General features: G+C 45.1%; 16 protein-coding genes. 4 read left to right on the forward strand and 12 right to left on the reverse strand.

What is annotated here, in order from left to right:
• Positions 1–8: 8 nt before the first annotated feature.
• The 7 genes from murC to FOR85_RS03160 all read right to left on the reverse strand — a co-directional run bounded on the left by murC (position 9) and on the right by FOR85_RS03160 (position 9,181).
• Positions 9–1,466, reverse strand: coding sequence for a UDP-N-acetylmuramate--L-alanine ligase (murC, locus tag FOR85_RS03130; RefSeq protein WP_144296668.1), 1,458 nt, complete (start codon positions 1,464–1,466; stop codon positions 9–11).
• 77 nt (positions 1,467–1,543) lie between these two features.
• Positions 1,544–2,629: an undecaprenyldiphospho-muramoylpentapeptide beta-N-acetylglucosaminyltransferase gene (gene murG, locus FOR85_RS03135; protein WP_144296669.1), complete on the reverse strand. Its 1,086-nt coding sequence runs from the start codon at positions 2,627–2,629 to the stop codon at positions 1,544–1,546.
• 400 nt (positions 2,630–3,029) lie between these two features.
• Positions 3,030–4,001 carry a glutathione synthase gene (gshB, locus tag FOR85_RS03140; RefSeq protein WP_144296670.1) on the reverse strand — a complete coding sequence of 324 codons (972 nt, stop codon included), beginning with the start codon at positions 3,999–4,001 and terminating at the stop codon, positions 3,030–3,032.
• A gap of 132 nt (positions 4,002–4,133) precedes the next feature.
• Positions 4,134–4,841, reverse strand: a complete 708-nt coding sequence (gene pyrE / locus FOR85_RS03145) for an orotate phosphoribosyltransferase (protein WP_144296671.1) — start codon at positions 4,839–4,841, stop codon at positions 4,134–4,136.
• A gap of 76 nt (positions 4,842–4,917) precedes the next feature.
• Complete coding sequence (locus tag FOR85_RS03150; protein ID WP_144296672.1) at positions 4,918–5,907, reverse strand: hypothetical protein; 990 nt, start codon at positions 5,905–5,907, stop codon at positions 4,918–4,920.
• A gap of 61 nt (positions 5,908–5,968) precedes the next feature.
• On the reverse strand, positions 5,969–6,826 hold the full coding sequence (locus FOR85_RS03155) for an SDR family oxidoreductase (protein ID WP_144296673.1): 858 nt from the start codon (positions 6,824–6,826) through the stop codon (positions 5,969–5,971).
• A gap of 81 nt (positions 6,827–6,907) precedes the next feature.
• The gene (locus FOR85_RS03160) at positions 6,908–9,181 is read right to left on the reverse strand and encodes a DUF4105 domain-containing protein (RefSeq protein WP_223808488.1); all 2,274 of its coding nucleotides are present in this window, start codon (positions 9,179–9,181) and stop codon (positions 6,908–6,910) included.
• 208 nt (positions 9,182–9,389) lie between these two features.
• On the opposite strand from FOR85_RS03160, the gene ampD reads away from it, so the two are divergent.
• The 3 genes from ampD (at position 9,390) to FOR85_RS03175 (ending at position 12,509) form a co-directional block, all read left to right on the forward strand.
• A complete protein-coding gene (ampD, locus tag FOR85_RS03165; protein WP_144296674.1) occupies positions 9,390–10,004 on the forward strand; it encodes a 1,6-anhydro-N-acetylmuramyl-L-alanine amidase AmpD in 615 nt (204 codons plus the stop codon).
• Between the two features lie 154 nt (positions 10,005–10,158).
• The gene (gene murJ, locus FOR85_RS03170; protein WP_144296675.1) at positions 10,159–11,709 is read left to right on the forward strand and encodes a murein biosynthesis integral membrane protein MurJ; all 1,551 of its coding nucleotides are present in this window, start codon (positions 10,159–10,161) and stop codon (positions 11,707–11,709) included.
• Between the two features lie 143 nt (positions 11,710–11,852).
• Positions 11,853–12,509, forward strand: coding sequence for a hypothetical protein (locus tag FOR85_RS03175; RefSeq protein WP_144296676.1), 657 nt, complete (start codon positions 11,853–11,855; stop codon positions 12,507–12,509).
• A gap of 75 nt (positions 12,510–12,584) precedes the next feature.
• On the opposite strand, the gene FOR85_RS03180 is transcribed toward FOR85_RS03175, so the two are convergent.
• Complete coding sequence (locus FOR85_RS03180; protein WP_144296677.1) at positions 12,585–13,226, reverse strand: GNAT family N-acetyltransferase; 642 nt, start codon at positions 13,224–13,226, stop codon at positions 12,585–12,587.
• Positions 13,227–13,442: 216 nt separating this feature from the next.
• Between FOR85_RS03180 and ribF the strand changes: the two genes are divergently transcribed.
• On the forward strand, positions 13,443–14,483 hold the full coding sequence (ribF, locus tag FOR85_RS03185) for a riboflavin biosynthesis protein RibF (protein ID WP_144296678.1): 1,041 nt from the start codon (positions 13,443–13,445) through the stop codon (positions 14,481–14,483).
• Positions 14,484–14,576: 93 nt separating this feature from the next.
• On the opposite strand, the gene FOR85_RS03190 is transcribed toward ribF, so the two are convergent.
• The 4 genes from FOR85_RS03190 to FOR85_RS03205 all read right to left on the reverse strand — a co-directional run bounded on the left by FOR85_RS03190 (position 14,577) and on the right by FOR85_RS03205 (position 19,961).
• A complete protein-coding gene (locus FOR85_RS03190) occupies positions 14,577–14,816 on the reverse strand; it encodes a DUF2789 domain-containing protein (RefSeq protein WP_144296679.1) in 240 nt (79 codons plus the stop codon).
• A 217-nt stretch (positions 14,817–15,033) separates the two neighbouring features.
• On the reverse strand, positions 15,034–16,017 hold the full coding sequence (locus FOR85_RS03195; RefSeq protein ID WP_144296746.1) for a malate dehydrogenase: 984 nt from the start codon (positions 16,015–16,017) through the stop codon (positions 15,034–15,036).
• A gap of 476 nt (positions 16,018–16,493) precedes the next feature.
• Positions 16,494–17,192, reverse strand: coding sequence for a hypothetical protein (locus FOR85_RS03200; protein WP_223808489.1), 699 nt, complete (start codon positions 17,190–17,192; stop codon positions 16,494–16,496).
• Positions 17,193–17,729: 537 nt separating this feature from the next.
• Positions 17,730–19,961, reverse strand: a complete 2,232-nt coding sequence (locus FOR85_RS03205) for a lytic transglycosylase domain-containing protein (RefSeq protein ID WP_144296680.1) — start codon at positions 19,959–19,961, stop codon at positions 17,730–17,732.
• Positions 19,962–20,110: the final 149 nt, after the last annotated feature.

Consider the following 20,110-nt stretch of genomic DNA (forward strand, 5'->3'; position numbering starts at 1 on the left):
TCTTATTCCTAAAGTTCTTTTGCGGCTTGTTTGATATATAGATTATTGGCAGCCAATTCGACTGCTATTTGTCCGACATTTCCTGCGCCTTGAGTAATTAGCATGTCATTGGCTTTGAGCAAACGCTGCATGGCTGGGGCGATATTAGCTTTATCGATAATCGTTGGCTCAACGGCACCGCGCAAACGGATACTGCGTGCCAAGGCTTTGGTATCAGCGCCGGCAATCGGAGTTTCACCAGCAGGATAAACGTCCAATAACAACAACTCATCGACGCTTGAAAGCACTTCGACAAAATCATCAAAGCAATCACGCGTACGACTATAGCGGTGCGGCTGGAACATCATGACTAAGCGGCGCTCAGGAAAGCTTTGACGCGCCGCTTTAATGGTTGCATCGACTTCTCTTGGATGGTGACCGTAATCATCAATCAGCAAGACGTTACCATCGTCTATTTCTACAGACGCTTGCTGCTCAAAGCGGCGACCGACACCGGCAAATTTTTGTAGGGCGCGGATAATTGCTTCATCGTCGACGCCTTCGTCGGTTGCCATGGTAATAGCAGCCAGTGCATTATAAACGTTGTGTACACCGGGAATATTTAAAGTCAGACGTAACGGCTCACGGTCACGGCGTAAGACGGTAAAGTGGGTTTTTGTACCTTCGCTAACCAAATCAACCGCCTGTACATCGTTAAACGGCTCAAGCCCAAAGGTTAATACCGGACGCCCGATGTCATCGATCATAGCGTACAATTCAGCGTCGTCACCGCAGACCACCGCCAAACCATAAAACGGCATATTTTGTAAAAACTGGATATAAGCGGCTTTTAATTTATCAAAACTGTTGCCATAGGTTTCCATATGGTCTTGATCAATATTGGTGACAATCGCCGCCATCGGATGCAAAGTTAAAAACGACGCATCAGATTCATCGGCTTCGGCAATTAAATAACGGCTGCTACCAAGCGCGGCATTTTTACCAGAAGCATTTAATTTACCGCCAATGACATAAGTCGGATCGAGCTTACCTTCCGCCATCATGGTGGTCAGCAGACTGGTAGTGGTGGTTTTACCGTGCGCGCCCGCTACAGCGATACCATGACGATAGCGCATCAACTCGCCGAGCATATCTGCACGGCGTACCACAGGCAGACGCGCTTCAAGCGCTGCCTTTACTTCAGGGTTGCTACGGTCGATGGCAGACGAGACGACGATGACATCGGCATTAGCGATATTTTTGGAATCATGCCCAATCGCGATATCAATACCAATTTCTGCTAAGCGCTTCGTCACCAAGCTCTCAGCAATATCCGAACCACTGACTGTATAACCTTGATTGTTCATCACTTCAGCGATACCACACATCCCCGAGCCACCAATGCCAACAAAATGCAAATGCTGGATACGGCGCATTTCTGGTATTTCAATCAAACGTTTAGTTAAAGATTTAGCAGAGGTCGGCATAGGGTTTTCTCTTTATTGAAGACGAACAAATTTGGTTAATAATAAGTAATAAAAATAATAAACAAAACAATCAGCTTTTATAACGCCTGCCAGATAATATCAGCAACTCGCTGACAAGCTTGACGATTGGCAAGCGCATGGCCTTTTTCTGCCATCTCTAAACAAGCGCGTCTATCTAACATATTGAGCTCATTACTCAGCTTGTTAGGAGTTAGCTCGCTTTGTGGCAGCAAAATCCCTGCTTGGTGCTCGGTCAAGGTGCGCGCATTGGCGGTCTGATGGTCATCAACGGCGCTTGGTAGCGGGACAAATATTGCCGCTATCCCAACGTTTTGAATTTCCGTCACTGTCAACGCACCGGCTCGACAAACCACGATATCCGCCCAATTATACGCCGCTGCCATATCATCGATGAATGGCTGCACAGTGAACTGATGAGCGCTTAATGCTTCACTATCATACGCCGCTTGCGTAGCGGTTTCATTATCGCGTCCACATTGATGACGCACCTCAAATGGACGGTCAAGCAAAGCCAATGCTTTTGGCAGCGTCTCATTTAACACTTGCGCGCCAAGCGAGCCACCAACCACCAATAATTTTAGCGGCGAGCTATCATTGACATCGTAACGCACACTAGGCTCGGCAACCCCGCTAATAGCATTGCGCACAGGATTCCCCACCGTTTCTATCTTGCTATCACTTTCGCTACTAGCAAAGGTATTCTCAAACGCTTGCATGACCTTGGTCGCCATCTTGGCCAAATAACGATTGCTCATGCCAGCAATGGCATTTTGTTCATGGATAATCAGCGGCGTTTTGGTCAAACGCGCCGCAATACCGCCGGGCGCGGTGACATAACCCCCAAAGCCAACAACCACATCAATCTGATTGCCACGGATGACTTTGATCGCCGCCATCGTCGCTGACAACAAATTAACCGGTAGCTTAAGCAAACGCCCTACGCCTTTACCGCGCAGCCCTTGCATATCAATCGCATGAAAAGGATAGCCAGTCGGTGCAACCAAGCGATTTTCCATGCCATTTGGCGTACCCAGCCAGTGAATAACCGCGCCGCGCTTGGTCAATTCTTCGCTAACTGCTAGTGCTGGAAATACATGCCCGCCTGTCCCCGCAGCCATCATTAATATATGCGGTGTTTTCATGAACGTCTGCCTATCTTTTCTTTATGTATATGAAAGACTTATTATCTTTTGATTGCGCTATCTATCGAACCAAAACAGCCTTATAAAAGCCCGCATAGTATAGTGTAAATCGCTGCCGGATAGACAGCATTTTGTGCCGTATGAATAATAAAAATCCAAGCCGTGATTCATCGCGGCTTGGCTTTTATAAATTCACTTAACAGGTCAAAAAATCATTTTTCATGATTTTTTATCACTTTTTAAAAGTGCTATTAAGAGATACGGTCTATCGTTATAGCTTAGCACACTGTTTTTTAAGTATTGTGCACATAGCTTAGTGATAAATTACTCTATCCTTACGGCGTTGCCTAAACTTATCGTTTAAAGGCTTTATTTAGACCAATACTTTAGAATAAATAGCTTAAACAGCCAGTTTTTTCTCGATAGCGATTATAAAGTCAGTTGCAATGTCAGTACCGCATTGGTCATCAATCTCACGCACACAGGTTGGACTGGTAACGTTAATTTCAGTGATACGGCCACCGATTAAGTCTAAACCAACGAACATTAGCCCTTTTTCTTTGACAATCGGCGCCACTACCTCTGCCACTTGGCGCTCGATATCGGTGAGCGGCATCGCAACCCCACTACCACCGGCGGCAAGATTTCCGCGCGTTTCACCTTTTACCGGGATACGCGCCAAGCTATAATCGACCACTTCGCCATCGACGATTAACACACGCTTATCGCCTTGCTTAATCTCTGGCAAATAACGCTGCGCCATAATTGGCAGGGTCTCGAGCTCGGTTAAAATCTCCAGCGTCACGCCGATATTCGGACTATCAGCGGTCAAACGAAAAATGCCCGTACCGCCCATACCATCTAAAGGCTTAACGATAACGTCTTGCTGCTCAGTAATAAATTTGCGAATATGCGCCTGTTTACTGGTAACAATCGTTGGACTCATATAATCGCTAAACCAAGTCGCAAACAGCTTTTCATTACAATCGCGTATCGCTTGTGGGTCGTTGACCACCAGTACGCCTGCAGCCTTAGCGTGGTCAAGCATGTAAGTGGCATAAATAAAACGCATATCAAACGGCGGATCTTTACGCATCAAAATCACATCATAAGCGCTGACCGGCGCTGTCGCTTTCTCACCCAAGGTATAAAAATCATTCGGGTCACGCTTGACTGTCACCGGCTGGGTATCAACCATCAATTGCCCACGATCCAACCATAAATCATGAATCTGGCAGTAACCAAGGCTGTGCCCACGGTCTTGCGCCGACCACATCATCGCCAGCGTGGTGTCTTTTTTATAATTGACCTGCTCGATTGGGTCCATGATGACGAGTATGTTTAATGATTTATTTTGCTTTTCTTGGCTCATGATAAGGCTCACTTACGTTATAGTATTAATCATTTAAAATAGTATTAATCGTTCGAACCGGCAGCGACAATATGCCTGAATACATAAAAATTCATTCAAGCATGACTGAAATACAGTAAAAACTGCGGTAAATTATACGCCGTACTGAGCGCGATAATGCTGCATTTTTGCAAGCTGGGTCGCATCTTTTTCTGGGCTACTTTCTGCTAAGTAGCTGATTAAATCATCGATATCGACAAGGGCACGCACTGGTACTTCTAGCGTCGCTGCAAGCTCTTGAATAGCAGAGCGCTCCGCAAGACCTTTTTCTTTACGGTCGAGGGCGACGATAATACCAGCCACACTGGCACCCGCTTGCTCTAAAATCTCTACCACTTCGCGCATCGCCGTGCCAGCAGTAATCACATCATCAAGCACCCAAACCGCCTTGCCGCTGACATCAGCGCCGACTAAATTACCACCTTCGCCATGGGTTTTGGCCTCTTTACGGTTATAGCCCCATTTGGCATTGATGCCATGGTGTAGCCATAACGCTTGTGCGGTTGCGGCGACAAAGGGAATGCCTTTATAAGCCGCTCCAAAAATGACCAGCTCTTGCTCGGCTGCCCCATTCATTTTTTCAGCTAAGGCATCGGCATAACCACGGGCTAATAACGATAACATCTCACCCGACGCCAGCAAACCTGCATTAAAAAAGTATGGACTAATACGTCCAGACTTAAGCACAAACTCGCCAAATTTTAAGACCTGATTGTCTAAAGCCAATTGGATAAATTGATGCGATGAAAATGAGGCATCTTGTGGATGTTGAGCGTTATTAAGCGTGGCGGCATTCAGCATAGGGTCTTCCTATCAGCAAAGAAAAATGAAAATTGAACAATCAAAAAGTTGTGCAAGGCATTATAGTCGCGTCGGCTTAACTTGACCAACCGTTGATATCATAATCTTGCATATTCGCATAACGCGTTAATAACCCGCAGCGCGATGAGATAGTAAAGTAGCATTGCCCATCGTGACTGACTTGTATGTCCCAGCCTAAATGATAGGCAGCAACGATAATATGCCCCGTAAATAAGCGCACTTGACGATGAGCATCGCGCTGTGCGGGCTCAAACACTATTTGACTGAGCAAATAACTACGCAGATGCTGACAAATTTGCGCCGCGCTGTAGCTGTGATTGATGGTTTTGCGCGTACTACATTGCTTTAAAGCATGGACGGCGACACTACAAGCCATAATATCGGTCGCCAAACTGCCCGCGCCGCTGTCAAATTGCTGCGGCTGCAATACCACTTGCCAATCGTCAGCATAGACGCTATTAAGCAGCTCATCAGGATTATAACGTCTGGTCAATGCTCGTAGGGATTCTGTCTTTAAAGGCTTATTAATATTATTATCAATATTTATGCTATCGACTCTTGCAAACCCATAACGTGTCAGCTTTGGGTATGCCTGTAGCGCGCGCTGAATATCTGCCATATCAAGCAACGTCATATCAGTCAATGGCGATAATAACGGCTGATCGCTATGATTGTGATAAAAACTCTCGGGCAGCTCAATCAGCTTTGCCGCACTGAGCAGTGATAAATGCTCGGCCAATGCTTCTGAAGCCACTAGCGCCCATTTCGATAAGCTGTCCGTCTTGGGCTGATAAAAACGGGTCGAACGGCCATATAAGCGGCGCAGCTGACCATTTAAGCGCCGCGCAGGCTCTGGAATATCAGTCAATGGCCGAGCAGGATCAATTGGCAAACGCTTAGGATCAAAATTAGGATGGACAATCGCCGGCTGCTGACTATTTGCTAAATGAGCGGACTGCTCAGCATGACCTTCTGCAAACTGCTCCTCTGCTGCCATAAAATCAGCACTGGATAAACCATCGTCAGAAGTAGAATGCTGGGTCATAGATGTTCCCTAGGCTTACCAATTTAAAAGATGTAAAAATAAAAACAATCGAACAGTCATTTTACTTTTGATGTTGTTTTTGCTGTTGATGCTGCAAAATATCTCGATAACCTGCTTGCCAATCAGGATAGTCCAGCCAAGCTAACGGAATGTTGCTATGCAAGCGCTTCCCCGTAACCGCTGTTTTATTGTCATCAATAGCAGGTGGCTCTGTATCTATTTGCTCACTTAACCAAGTGCTCAGCTCAACAGTGGTGACTGGTGCATAATCAGTGGCGATATAAAGTGGTTTTGGCGCGTCTATGGTCATGACATTGGCAATAATAGTAACCAAATCACGATCCATAATGCGATTGCTCCAATGCGCTGCTGCCACTGGCTCTTTTTGTTCCTCGCGGGCTTTACGCAGCCGCATCAGGCGCTCGCGACCATAAATACCACTTGGGCGAATGATAATCGCCCTATTACCAAAACCTTGTTGCAATACTTGTTCCGCTTGTAATATCACTTGCGAAGCTTCACGCTCTGGCGTTACAGGGACGGTATTTTCATCAATCCATGCGCCATTATCCTGCCCATAGACACCCGTTGATGAGATAAAAACAACGCGCGTAAGATTGGTTAGTTTATCCGCCAATGTTGCCAGATCCTGAGTGATGGCCAAATAACTATCATGGTAGCCGCTGGTCGAATACTCATCAGGGGTGACGATAATTGCTATCGCAGTAAAGACTTGCAGCTGATCAGCGCTGAGCGTTAACGCATCGGCTTGCAAAAACTTAGCGTTAGCATCTAAAGCATAATGATGACGCTCACGACGTGCCAGCCCCGTGACGTTAAAACCGTCTTGAGCGAGCTTATTGGTGACTGGTAAGCCGATATCACCTTGACCAATAATCAGTAAATTTTGCGTACTCATCATTTATCCTTTGTTCGATAACTACTTGTGAGGACTGTCTATTAAAACCTTTATTAATAAAAGGGCTTTTCATAAAAGATACTAAAAATAGCGTCTATACGACAGCTGTATGTCTTCTTTGGCATCGATACGATCTTGCCATTCGTAGTTGGCATTGATACGTAACGCTTGTTTTTTATCAATATCGTACTGTAGCCCTAATGTCGATATCGGCTGCCAATAATGACCACGGGCATTAGACTCATCGCTGCTGCCATGATACCAATATGGCAGTTGCAATTCAGCCTGCGCACGTAACTGATTGTTAATCTGATAACGGCAACCAACATTGACGCCTGCGCCGACACGATAGCCTTTATTAATACCGCGGCCTGCTTGCGCCGTACCTGCTAAGAACGTATAGCATAGCTGCGGCGGCATCTCGCCTGTGCCCGCGCTAGGGGTGCCAAAGGCCCACGACCAACCCGTTTCATAGCCTAAACTGCCGACTAAATGATCATTACCATCCTGCTGTGAGCCGTCATTTACGCGTGTCGCTTCGAGACTTGCGCCCCAGGTTTTACCTTTTTTGGCAGAATTGACTGGATTGAACGAGCGTCCGCGCACCAAAGTCACATTTTGCAAGACCACACTACTTGGCTGATGGGCCTTATCATTATCGGTGTCATACAGACGCAAGGTTGCAGCCGCGCCTTCTAAATCAAAGAACTGCGGGAAACCTGACGGACGGTCAAGGGTATCGTGATAACCTGCGCGCACACCTAAATCCATATAATTATTATCACCACGCTGCCCTAGCCCAATAAAACCTAGCTGCAGCGGATGTCTGTCTATCGGATTGTTATCCGCTACTGCAATACGGCGTGGTAATAACGTTTGTCCGTCGTCTGAAATGCTAGAAATCGGATTTAACTGAGCAGACTTAATCTCATTGAGCGTCTGCTTAGCACTATTATGATAGCCCAATTGCGCACGCTGCTCTTTAACCTTGTTTAACTGCGCTTGACGTAAGGTGCTATCGGCAGGCGTATAGTTGGTGCTGGCAAGTAGATTTTCGCTATCGAGCAATTGCACCACATCTGACGGAATCACGGCGTAAGGCAGGCGGCTTAATAAATGCTGCTGCGGGCGTACCACGTCAATCAAGCGTAAAATCTCAGACGCACAGTTATCGGTAGTAAAGTAATACGGTAACTTCAAATCCTTGGTCTCCCAGACATGCAGCATAATCTGCTGCACTTCCGCTGGGGTCAAAGCCAATTGATACGTCCACGCATCGCGCTCATCTTCTTGCAGATATTTCGCCAGCTTCTCCGGATATGGGTCAATTTCAATCAAATTGTCATAACCACCGCTCATCGACTTGATGGCATAGACCAAAAAGTTATCGCTTGAGTCGCCACCTACCGTATAATTTAGCGCCACTGCATGATGAATCTGACTTGGATCGGCAACGCTGGCTTTAGAGTCAATACGCAATAACGTATGAGCAAAGGCTGAAATAGGATTGTCTAAATATTCTTGCGCAAACATAATAGACAGCTGCTCGGGTGCCAGCTTTTGCATCCAGTCATTCAGCTCTGGACAGTCGGTTTGCAAGCCGCTTTTGTTGATATTGAGTGTATCAGTCAGCCATTGGACGCGCGCGGGAAAACGGCATAGTACTGAGCTTTGAACTGAATTTTGAGCGGTAGGATTAGAAAGCTTGCTATTAGCAGTCCTATTATCCGAAGTCGCAGCCATTTCGTCAGCAAGGGCAACCAACAAGGCATCAAGCTCGGCCGCTGAATCATGCTGTCCATATTTGCTTAAGTAAAATGCCGCATCATCAACGATACTGCTGTCTTTTTTCTTGCCGATTAAATTCTTTTGATTATCAAAGAAATATAATAACCGTCGCCATGTTATATGTTGAGCAAGGTTTTTTGTTTTTGCTTGCGCACGCCATGATGCTAATAGCTGCTGAGCGTTCGTCTCATTATCACTATTATTAGCACTTTGATAGTTAGATGTCCGAGAAGTGACTGCGGTATTTGAGACACTTTCTGGCTTGATGGTATTATTTGATTCGGCATTTGCTTTGGCAATAATGGGCTTCGTATAAGCCGTTAATATTGGCTCAGCATTTTGTGATTTGGTGACCAAACTGCTATCCATAGTTTCATTGGCATCCAGTGCCAACTCCCCTGTCATCACAAGTGCTGCAGGCGTTGGCAAAAAAGCCTGTGCTTGCGCGGTCAGTAGCAGTCCAGCTATGGTAAGCGGCAAACGTGCTCGCCTGCCAATGTTTGTTGGCGTGTTCGTTGGCGTACAATCTAGCGCCAAAAGGTTTGAATATTTTGAATATAAGGACATGAGTAACATCTCGCACTGTGGGGGTCAGACGCGTAACGCGTTAGAATTCTATCGAATTATTAGAGTGATATGATGTATCACTGTCTTAAAACATTTTAAACAACTTTTTTTAAAGGTTATTTTTAGTTAAATGCGCCATTTATTGATAATAAAATATAACTAATAGTATTTACTGCGCACTTATTATCACATTATAAAAGAGAGTATTATGTCCACAGCATCGCCAATGACTATCCATGCCGGTCGGTTATCCGCTGCGACTTGGCTTGCCTCGCCCAACTTTAATAAACGTCCTGAAAATATCGCGATTGATGCTATTGTCATTCACAATATCAGCTTGCCGCCCAATGAGTTTGGCGCTTGCGATACTGACGGTCTACACTACGTCAAAGCCTTATTTACCAATCAATTAGACTGGGAGGCGCATCCATATTTTCAAACCATTAAAGGTGCAGAAGTCTCAGCACATTTATTTATAGAGCGAGATGGCGCGATTACCCAGTTTGTCGATTTTAACGAACGCGCGTGGCATGCTGGGCGCTCCAGCTACTTGGGTCGCCCTGAATGTAATGATTATAGCATTGGCATTGAGCTTGAAGGTTCAGATTTTGTGTCCTTTAGCGCGGCTCAATACGAAACGCTCGCCAAAGTTATCGTTGCTATCTATGACGCTTATCCAAAAACTCGTAGGCATCTTACTGGTCATAGTGATATCGCGCCCGGTCGCAAAACTGACCCCGGTGATTATTTTGAATGGACAAAGATACGTGAAATGGTTACCCGCCATATTGCAAGTCAGTCATCACTTTACAACCAAGATTGAGTAAACACTCTTATTAAAATTTCTGTAATCGACAGATTTTATTCTTTATTGGATCCATTTATCAGTGTGATGAAAGTGCTATAATCCGTCAGTTTTTCAACAATGCTGCATTAGCAAACAACCATCAGCAAACAAATTAGCAAAATAGGTTCTCATGGCAAAAAGTCGGTTATTTCGTTCAACCATGGTGGTCAGTAGTATGACCATGCTGTCGCGTATCTTAGGTTTGGTGCGTGATGTCGTTTTGTTAGGCGTCTTTGGCGCCGGTGGTCTAATGGACGCCTTTTTGGTCGCCTTTAAGATACCCAACTTTTTACGCCGCCTATTTGCCGAAGGCGCCTTTAGCCAAGCGTTTGTTCCTGTGCTGTCTGAATATAAAGAAAAATACAGCCTAGAGCAGGTTCAGATTTTAGTCAGTCGCACGTCAGGCGCACTGCTGCTGGTTTTATCCATGCTAACGGTCGTGGTGATTTTAATCGCCCCTTGGGTGGTGACCTTATTTGCCCCAGGCTTTGCTGATCAACCCGATAAATTTGCTATCACTGCTGAATTGCTGCGCCTAACCTTCCCTTATTTATTGTTTATTTCTATGACCGCTTTTGCCAGCGGCATTTTACAAAGTTACGGACGTTTTGCCGCGCCCGCCTTTGCGCCTGTTTTGCTAAATCTATGTATGATTGGTGGTGCTCTAGTGTTTGCGCCGATGTTTGATGTGCCTATCATGGCGCTGGGTTATTCTGTCGCTATTGCAGGTTTACTGCAGTTATTAATACAGCTGCCACAGCTCTCGCAACAAAAACTACTGGTCGCCCCAAAAATAGACTTTCAACACGAAGGCGTGCGCCGTATTTTGAAATTGATGCTGCCGGCTATTTTTGGCGTTTCTGTCACCCAGATTAATTTGCTGCTCAACACCGTATTTGCTTCGTTAATGATTGGCGGTTCGGTTTCTTGGTTGTATGCTGCTGAGCGTATGAGCGAGTTGCCACTTGGCTTAATTGGGGTGGCTATCGGTACAGTTATTTTACCAAGTCTATCGAAAAGTGAAGCGCAAAAAGACGACGTCAGCTTTAAAAAGACCATCGACTGGGCAGCGCGCTTAATTATTTTGGTCGGCGTTCCGGCATCGGCAGCATTATTTATACTCTCCGACGTACTCATGCAAGCGCTGTTTTTACGTGGCGAATTTACCCTACGCGATGCGCAAATGAGCTCTCTTGCGCTAAAAAGCATGGCAGGCGGCATCTTAGGTTTTATGTTAATTAAAATCTTCGCGCCCGCCTTTTTTGCCCGTCAAGACACCAGAACGCCAGTCAGAATCGGTATTATCTCTGTCTTTGCCAATATGATTTTTAGTGTGATTTTTATCGGTATCTTTTATTTCTTAGATATGCCGCTACATGGTGGTTTGGCATTGGCAACGACGGGTGCGGCATTTGTGAACGCAGGCTTGTTATATTACTTCTTGCATAAGCGCAAGATTTTCCGCTTTGGCAGTCATTGGAAAAAGCTGTTTGGCCAGTTTGGGCTTTCTACCGCCTCTATGGTTGCGGTGCTTTATGTCATGCTGCCCTATTTCCCAACCGATGATGCGCAGTGGAAACGTATCGTTGCGCTGCTGATTATGTGCGTCGTTGGTGCGGTGGTTTATGGCGTCGTGCTACTGGCAACAGGTTTCCGTCCGCGCCAGCTAAAGCATGGTTAAGCACTTATTATTAAGCACTCGTTGTTAAGCACTGAACAACGCTTTAACTTACCAAACCAAAACAAGCTAGGTATGAGAATTGACAGTGAATGCGGCTGATAGTTGCCATAATTACTACTAAATACATAATTTTGGGGACTAACATGACGATTAAATCATCAGCTTCACAGACAGCTTTATCAACAACCTTGTCACGCTTACCAAGCCTACTGACTGTTGGCATCCTGTCTACTGGACTACTTTTAAGTGGTTGTAGCAATAATGATAAGGGCGACACTGAGACTGCTGTCAATAATAATGAAGACACTACAGCAATCACTGAAACATCTAATGACACTGTGACTGACGAAGCAAAATCAGTGGGTACGGATAATATGAGTGAAGATGCGCAAGTAACAGATAGCACTCAAGATAAAACCCTCATTACGAGTGACAATATCAATCCAGTGGCCTCAGTGAACGATGACGCTAAGCAAAAAAGCTTGGTGACCAATCCAACTCAAAATGGCACGCCAGAAGACACGGTCAAACAAGCACTCAATAGCTTATATTATGGCGACGCCAAGCAGGCTGCAACGTATTATAAAGTCGACATGGCAAACTTTGAAGAAGAGCTTGCCAAAACGCAATCCGCATTTCAGCAAACCGTTGATGGTGTGACTTTTACTGATACTAAATACAACGATGATAAAACCCGTGCCACCATCATAGGTGAGATTATGTTAAGAGGTCAAAGCGAGCCTGCGCCATTGACTTATGAGCTACAAAAAATCGATGGCAAATGGAAGATTTTAGGATAAGGCGTCTAGCTGCCATTCTCTAACTTTGCTTCATTTGGCGTTATTACTGGTCATTACTATTTTTATTAATCATCGCTATATTAATTGGTCATTACTATCAGCAATGACCGCTTTGCCAAGCATCACGACATCGGCGATAAAACCCTCCATATCACAAACCTTTGGCATATAGCCCCACTGCTCAAAGCCAAGTTTACGGAACAATCCTAAGCTTGGCTGATTATGGGCAAAGATAAGCGCAACCACGTTATGGATACCTAAGCTCGGCGCTTGCGTCAGCATCCAGCCGGTCAATAAGCTGCCCAATTTTTGACCATGATACTCTTGATGTAAGTAGATACTAATCTCCGTGCTGATATGATAAGCGGGCCGTGTATATAAATCGCTAAAGCTGCCCCAAGCGACGATTGGCGATACTGTTTCTTCGACACTTACCTCTGCATCTTCAACCACAGCTCTAACAATGTAAATCGGCCGCGTGGCGCTATTTAGATGTTCATCAAACCAATCTTGCCGCTCTGCGCAAGTCACGGGTGTGAGATTGGCGGTTGCTTGCTTGCCGGCGATACTTTGGTTATAAATGGCTAAAATTGTGGGTAAGTCGTCTTGACTGGCACGCTGCACTATAAAGCGCTCGTTAAGTTTATAGACGGCTGATGTAGGCTGTATAGAGTCATAGCCATTATCATAATCAGTCGTAGAGACAGCAGCAGGCATAGCGTTTCCATCATAAATATTCATAGATAATAATAAAAATAGGGATAAGTGATAAGTAGACGTTTAGCTGTTAGCATGGTTGTTTGATTAACAACAGACTATAGGATGTTAGTATGGCTATTTTACTTTATAATGACTGATTTTAGACACATCAATCTTTGGTAGAGGTGTGTTTTTTCTTTTTTATCCGGTCTTATCTATCATAGCTGAAAATTTATGAACACCTATTTTCTTGAGCAACTGATGGCATCGCCAAGCGCTTTGTCTGCCAATACTAGCCCAGTAGATTTAGCGCCCTGCGTGCTGACTATCGGTAATTTTGATGGCGTACATTTGGGTCATCAAGCGATGCTTGCGCACGTGCGTGATATTGCCAAGGCGCAAAATATTGGCTCGGCAGTCATGATATTTGAACCGCAGCCGCGTGAGTTTTTTGCGCCAGCGACCGCGCCTGCTCGCCTCACCAACCTTGCCGAAAAGCAAGCTTTGCTGGCAGAATACGGCATCGAGACGCTAATTGTTGCCAGCTTCGATAGCGATTTTCGCTCACTATCAGCGCAGGCATTCGCCGATATTTTGGCACTGCGCTTAAACGTCCAAGCCTTGGTATTGGGTGATGACTTTAAATTTGGTCATGACCGTACTGGTGACAGTCAGTTTTTACGCGATTATGGCTTAGATGTGACCAATCTGCATACCGTGGTCGATGATAAAGGCAAAGGCGCGCGCATTAGCTCTACGCGTATACGTAACCTATTGTTGGCCGGTGACATCGATGCGGCTAATGCCTTATTGGGTCGCGATTATGCGATGACAGGCGTCGTCGTTGGTGGTGATAAAATCGGTCGTACCATGGACTTCCCTACTGCAAACGTTGATTTAAAACGCATAAAACCTGCTCTACATGGCATCTTTGCTGTCGATGTCGTCAGCCTTGATGATAATGGTAATGTCATACCGAACGGCTTGACCGCACTGACAGATAGCGAAAACCCAGGGGTTGCAGGTTTACGCCCGCATAGTTTATTTGGTACTGCCAATATTGGTATTAGGCCGTCAGTAGATAAAGAGCATGATTGGCGCTTAGAGGTACATTTCCCTAAGCTACAAGCAGATTTATACGGTTTAACATTGCAGGTACGATTTTTGCACTATTTGCATGGTGAGCGCCATTATGAAAGTTTAGAGGCGTTAAAGGCAGGTATTCATAATGACGTGATCGATTTACTTGAATGGCGTGCTCAGCAGCCTGATTAAATGGCCAGCTATCATTATCAGACCGATAATAAAAAAACCCACAGCGTTCATAACGTTTGTGGGTTTTTATTTAGTCTAATATTTTATTATCTTTTAAGCATCAGGATGCAGACGCACGTTTAAGTCATCGATAACTTCTACCCATGCGGCATCTTTATTCCACTCTTCTTGCAAAAAGGCACGCTGGTTGTCATTCCATACCGCCGCTTCGATTAACTTCTCTTCTTTTGCCAGTTTATTATTTTCGACAAAACTGTCAATCGCTTCATCCGAGCTATCAAGCCCTAACTGCGCAAATAACTCATTCATATTGTATTCAGGTTCACCCAACATAGTCTTTCCTTAATGACAAAAGTTTAATAATGATTTGATTGTACTTATTATTTAAATTAACCACTTTATTGTAGCAAGCTTGCTGCTAATAGCTGTTAATCAACGTTTAGCTAACGTTAGCAATTGTATTGATGGTTACGCAAGGCACAAAAAAGCCCTCTATCGTAGAGGGCTTTTCAGATTAAATTCTATATAACAGCTTGAGTAGATTGCCTACTTATGGAAGCAAGTGTGCTACGGCATCACGCTCTTCGCTAAGCTCTTGCTCGGTAGCTGCCATTTTCTCTTTTGAGAAATCAGATGAGACATCAACACCGTCTACGATAGACCAGTCGCCATTCTTGCAAGTCACTGGGAATGAGTAGATTAAGCCTTCAGCAATACCGTATTCACCATTTGAGTAAACGCCCATAGAAACCCAATCGTTCTCATCGCTACCTAGAGCCCACGTACGCATATGAGCGATGGCAGCGTTGGCAGCAGAAGCGGCAGATGACGCACCGCGAGCTTTGATGATAGCAGCGCCGCGTTGTTGTACTTCTGGGATATAGGTGTTTTCGTACCAATCACGGTCAACCAAATCTAACGCTGGTTTACCGTTAACAGTCGCAGCCGTTAGGTCTGGGTACTGAGTTGATGAATGGTTGCCCCAGATAATCATTTTTTTCACGTCATTGACAGTGCTGTCTGTTTTACCAGCCAACTGTGCCATGGCACGGTTATGATCTAGGCGCGTCATAGCAGTGAAGTTGCGTGGATCTAGGTCTGGTGCATTGCGCTGAGCAATAAGAGCGTTGGTGTTGGCAGGGTTACCGACCACCAATACTTTTACGTCACGGCTAGCAACATCGTTCAATGCTTTACCTTGCGCTGAGAAAATCGCCGCGTTGGCTTCTAGCAAATCTTTACGCTCCATGCCTGGGCCACGAGGACGTGCGCCAACCAATAGTGCATAGTCGACATCTTTAAAGGCAACAGTCGCATCATCAGTTTGCACGATGTCCGCCAATAATGGGAATGCACAGTCTTCTAATTCCATGACCACACCCTTTAGGGCGTCAAGAGCTGGCGTGATTTCAAGCAATTGCAAGATAACTGGCTGATCTTTACCTAGCATTTCACCAGATGCAATACGAAATAACATAGCATAGCTGATATTACCAGCGGCACCAGTGACGGCAACACGTAAAGGCTGTTTCATTGACATTGAATACTCCCTAATTATAGATTAGATAATTCACAATTCTAATGGATGGTTGTAATAGATGGTTGTAATAGATGGTTTTGATTGATGAATATCGTTTGAGATAGCGACCTGCTCGCTGAATATAGCAGTCATAAACCGTTCACTAGTGTAGCACCTCAGCCTATTAACCGTCTAGAGAAAGCGCGAACGCGTTTGCGGACAATACAAATTATATTGTTACATTTTATACAGATAGATAATGAAATTTTTGGCACAACATTAGAGGAGCAAGGCGTTAGAGGAACTTCAAGAAAGGTGCAAAAGAAGTATTAAAAGACGGCGAAAAAGCGTTTTAGATAGAATAATGGCTAATATTTTAGGAGAGTTATAAGAAAAATTGCCTATATTTTTGCCATTTGTACTTCACTGTTTTATTCATTAAAGGCAGAAAGAAGGTGATTAATGCACAATAACTCAATGTCAAAATAGAATTATTTGCCGCCTGAAATAATAAACTTACTACCGCAGTTGTCGACGATATTGCTACAAGTGCCGAATGAGCTGCCCTCATAACACACATGCACATCAGTCAATACCATTTGCCGACGCGTGCCTACCTGACAAATCAAATCCACGCTATTCGCTGACATACCATTATTCAAGCGGGTCATCTGACCGACAAAACGCGATTTTAATACCGTATAGCTGTTGCCTGTATTCAATTCGTTTGGTAGCTTTAAGTCGCCGGCATAATTGGTAATTTGGCGAAAATAACTACTGGCGCTGAGAGGGCTACAAGCGCCATAGCGTTGCCAGGCTTGGGTACGCACCGTGGTATCAGGCATGATACGGTTGACAACTTTTAATTGTAAGGGCGTCAAGCGTGGCTCACTGCCACGGCCGCAGCGCGCGCCATAGCCCATATCGAGACCTGAAACGGTAAGCGAATAGCCTTCTAAGCACTGGCGCATACGTGCGCGCGTTGGCTGTAAGCTACATAGCGCTGGCGTCATCTCAATCATCAACACCCGCTGACCCGGTTTACTGGCATTCGCCGCTTGGGCTGGCAGCGTTATTGCACCCTGCAACAATAGCAAAGCGCTTATACCAAGTGCAGCATTACCTTTACTGTCATACTTTGTACGTAACCAATATTTATGAAAATGCTCTGATAGCGCTGTCTTTGACATCGAGCCCACCTTTGTCTGAAGAGTTAATTGACGCTTAGCTTGCGACGATATGGGCAACTTGAAATATTTTTTAATCATAAGAAGTTAGAGTATCTAGCAATGACGAATAGGAGCTTTTAGGATTCATTAATTTCCACAATCCAAACTAAGACACTGATCACATTAGGTCGCTTGAAAGTATTTAGCCTTCTGGGAGTAAGTCCGCAGGCTGGGAGTGAGCCAACAGGAAATTCAGACGGAAACTCAAACAATGGTAGCAAATTGCTTTTTTTAATCTATAGCAGAAACGTAAACATGGCTGATGCATCGTGTAATGTAGTGAGTGAAAAGTCATATCAATACATCACGCACTGCTGATATCAATTTTTCTTGCTTGCTGTGTCTACGCAGACAGAGGCTACAAAAAATTGATATCAGCAATACCGTCGCGTTTTTAGGATATTTCGACTATAGATTGTATACTGCTTTTAAATGAACGATATAAAAAAAAGCCATTAACAGCGAGCGATTAATGGCTTTTTTAGAAAACAAAGAGAATTAGAAGGCGGCGGGAATGGTTCCCATGCGCTGACTAATAGGCTGACCGCGACCCAGCAAACTGCTATAGATGGTGGCGTTTTCCATTACATGTTTGACGTAATTGCGCGTTTCAGGAAAGGCAATCGACTCGACATATTGGTCGGCCGCAAGTGAGCCATAAACTGGCTGCCAACGTTTGGCATTGTTGGGTCCAGCATTGTAACCCGCTGTGGCCAAAACTGGCTGGCTATTCAATTTACCAAAGATATCGCCCATATACCAGGTGCCATAACGAATATTGGTATCACCACTATTGGCACGGCTGGCGCTATAAGTTTCGCCCAAATTACGTGCGATATATTTAGCGGTATTAGGCATGACTTGCATTAGCCCGCTCGCGCCAACGTTTGAGCGCGCCGACGAGACAAAACGACTCTCTTGACGCATGATGCCATACGCCCATGCCGGATCGATACCAGCCGATTGACTATGGCGCACGACCGCCGATTGGTGCGGCATCGGATGCGATAGAGCCAAGTTATTTACCGTATCAGTATTATCAATGGCATAAATTGCTCGATCGAGCCAACCGATATCATAGGCTTGACGCGCGGCCGCAATAATCAAATTATTATCGAGATTGTCACGCGCTTTTTTCACTGCCCAGTTCCACTCGCGATTGGCATAAGCGCGGCTGGCATCGGCATTATATAGAGCAAATGCGCGCGCAAAGTGCGGGTTTTGCATGACGCGGGCACGGTCGGCGCTACTAACGTTAGGTAAATTACTGCCACCTAAGCGGCTGGCATCAAAACGTTGACCGACTTTATCCTTGGCCATCAAACCATAGTATTCATTGCTTTTCGCAAGATTTTGATACATTTTTTTGGCAGTGTTGCGTTTGTTGGCATCACTTGATTGCTCATAAGCACGCGCCAACCAATATTGCCATTGATTGGTTTTTTGCGTTTCAGCGTCCATTTTTGAGATGGCTTCGACCACATCATTCCAACGACTAAAACGAATCGCCGCCATGGCATAATATTCGGCTTCTTCAAAGCTAAAATCATTATCTAAGCTATTACGGAACCAATCGACCGCTTCCACATTAAAACCATCGTCAGTATTGTGGTTCATACGCTGAACGCCAAGAATGCGATAAGCATAGCGACTGGTGTCATCGTTTAATAACTTCGCTGCGCGCTGATTGTCTTGTTTCACATCAAAATCTAATTGTAGCGCTGCCTCACGGTAGGACTTTTCTGCCAAGCGCCCCATGGCATACAAATACAGATATTGATTCATCTGGCTGTTTGGCTCGCGAGCAAAACGGCTAAAAAATGCTGAGGGATTGAGCTGAATTTCACTTAACGACGAGTAAGGAATCGGTGTACCCAACTTTGATGACAAAGCCATAATATCGCCAGTCTTACCTTTACGCAGCATACGTTTGAGGCGCGATACCCTATCTTGATTACTAATCAGCGCATTATTATTCATCTCTAACGCCAATTGATCACACAGCGCTGGCTGTTTTTTGGTGGTCAGCCAGACATCGGACTTGGCCGCCATCGCGCGCATGCTATCGCCGCCGTTATTAAACCCAAGGGCAACGGCGCACTTTTCACTGTCATCGGCATTGGTAATGAGATTTGCCACTTGGCGTACGGCGGCATAATCATTGGAACCCGCTTTGGTTTCTGCAAAATCGGCAACCAGCTTTTCTGCCATTACCGTCTCTGGATACTGGCGGACAAACTGTGTAACCGCCGCTGGGCTTTGTGAGTTTAGGTCCAAATTCATACGCCAATAAGGCGGATACATGGCAAACAAACCGCCATTCATCTCCTGCTCATAATTATAAAGGGCGTTGACATCACCGCGATCTGCGGCGATAGCTGCTGCTGTAAATGAGCTTGCGCCACTATCCGCTTGGTAACCGCTGTTTGCTTGATAATTGCTGTTTGGCTGCGAGCTTGGCGCTTTATAGTTATCAGGTTGATAGCTTTGCGGTTGATAGTTGTCCGGTTGGTAGCTACCTTGTGGCTGATAACTATTGACATTACTACTGGTATTATTGCCCCATGTAAGCTCAGCATAAGCTCCTTGTGACAATGCCAGCGCGCCCATCGCCGTTGCCACACTCAGCACACTGGTTTTTAGCATCGTTGTTTTATGATTTTTAGGCATATGATTTTGATAATTGGCATCTTTATCCTTGATACTCGGGGCAACTTGCGGCTTTGACATACGGACTCTCTTTATAATAAGTCTAAATAATTTGGCTAAATAAACAGCTTAAATCTAGGCTTGAAATGGTGTTTTTCACCCTGCTTAGAACGCTCATTTAAACAATAGTGCGGATATGGTTGTCTGCATCATACTATACTCGTTGCACA

Origin of the sequence: Psychrobacter sp. YGAH215, assembly GCF_007280595.1 — a bacterium.
Lineage (GTDB): Bacteria > Pseudomonadota > Gammaproteobacteria > Pseudomonadales > Moraxellaceae > Psychrobacter > Psychrobacter faecalis.

What these genes read in the sequence shown, in the direction of transcription:
- murC (WP_144296668.1), bottom strand. Translation starts at nt 1,466, where the DNA reads ATGCCGACCTCTGCTAAATCTTTAACTAAACGTTTGATTGAAATACCA.
- murG (WP_144296669.1), bottom strand. Translation starts at nt 2,629, where the DNA reads ATGAAAACACCGCATATATTAATGATGGCTGCGGGGACAGGCGGGCAT.
- gshB (WP_144296670.1), bottom strand. Translation starts at nt 4,001, where the DNA reads ATGAGCCAAGAAAAGCAAAATAAATCATTAAACATACTCGTCATCATG.
- pyrE (WP_144296671.1), bottom strand. Translation starts at nt 4,841, where the DNA reads ATGCTGAATGCCGCCACGCTTAATAACGCTCAACATCCACAAGATGCC.
- FOR85_RS03150 (WP_144296672.1), bottom strand. Translation starts at nt 5,907, where the DNA reads ATGACCCAGCATTCTACTTCTGACGATGGTTTATCCAGTGCTGATTTT.
- FOR85_RS03155 (WP_144296673.1), bottom strand. Translation starts at nt 6,826, where the DNA reads ATGAGTACGCAAAATTTACTGATTATTGGTCAAGGTGATATCGGCTTA.
- FOR85_RS03160 (WP_223808488.1), bottom strand. Translation starts at nt 9,181, where the DNA reads ATGTCCTTATATTCAAAATATTCAAACCTTTTGGCGCTAGATTGTACG.
- ampD (WP_144296674.1), top strand. Translation starts at nt 9,390, where the DNA reads ATGTCCACAGCATCGCCAATGACTATCCATGCCGGTCGGTTATCCGCT.
- murJ (WP_144296675.1), top strand. Translation starts at nt 10,159, where the DNA reads ATGGCAAAAAGTCGGTTATTTCGTTCAACCATGGTGGTCAGTAGTATG.
- FOR85_RS03175 (WP_144296676.1), top strand. Translation starts at nt 11,853, where the DNA reads ATGACGATTAAATCATCAGCTTCACAGACAGCTTTATCAACAACCTTG.
- FOR85_RS03180 (WP_144296677.1), bottom strand. Translation starts at nt 13,226, where the DNA reads ATGCCTGCTGCTGTCTCTACGACTGATTATGATAATGGCTATGACTCT.
- ribF (WP_144296678.1), top strand. Translation starts at nt 13,443, where the DNA reads ATGAACACCTATTTTCTTGAGCAACTGATGGCATCGCCAAGCGCTTTG.
- FOR85_RS03190 (WP_144296679.1), bottom strand. Translation starts at nt 14,816, where the DNA reads ATGTTGGGTGAACCTGAATACAATATGAATGAGTTATTTGCGCAGTTA.
- FOR85_RS03195 (WP_144296746.1), bottom strand. Translation starts at nt 16,017, where the DNA reads ATGAAACAGCCTTTACGTGTTGCCGTCACTGGTGCCGCTGGTAATATC.
- FOR85_RS03200 (WP_223808489.1), bottom strand. Translation starts at nt 17,192, where the DNA reads ATGTCAAAGACAGCGCTATCAGAGCATTTTCATAAATATTGGTTACGT.
- FOR85_RS03205 (WP_144296680.1), bottom strand. Translation starts at nt 19,961, where the DNA reads ATGTCAAAGCCGCAAGTTGCCCCGAGTATCAAGGATAAAGATGCCAAT.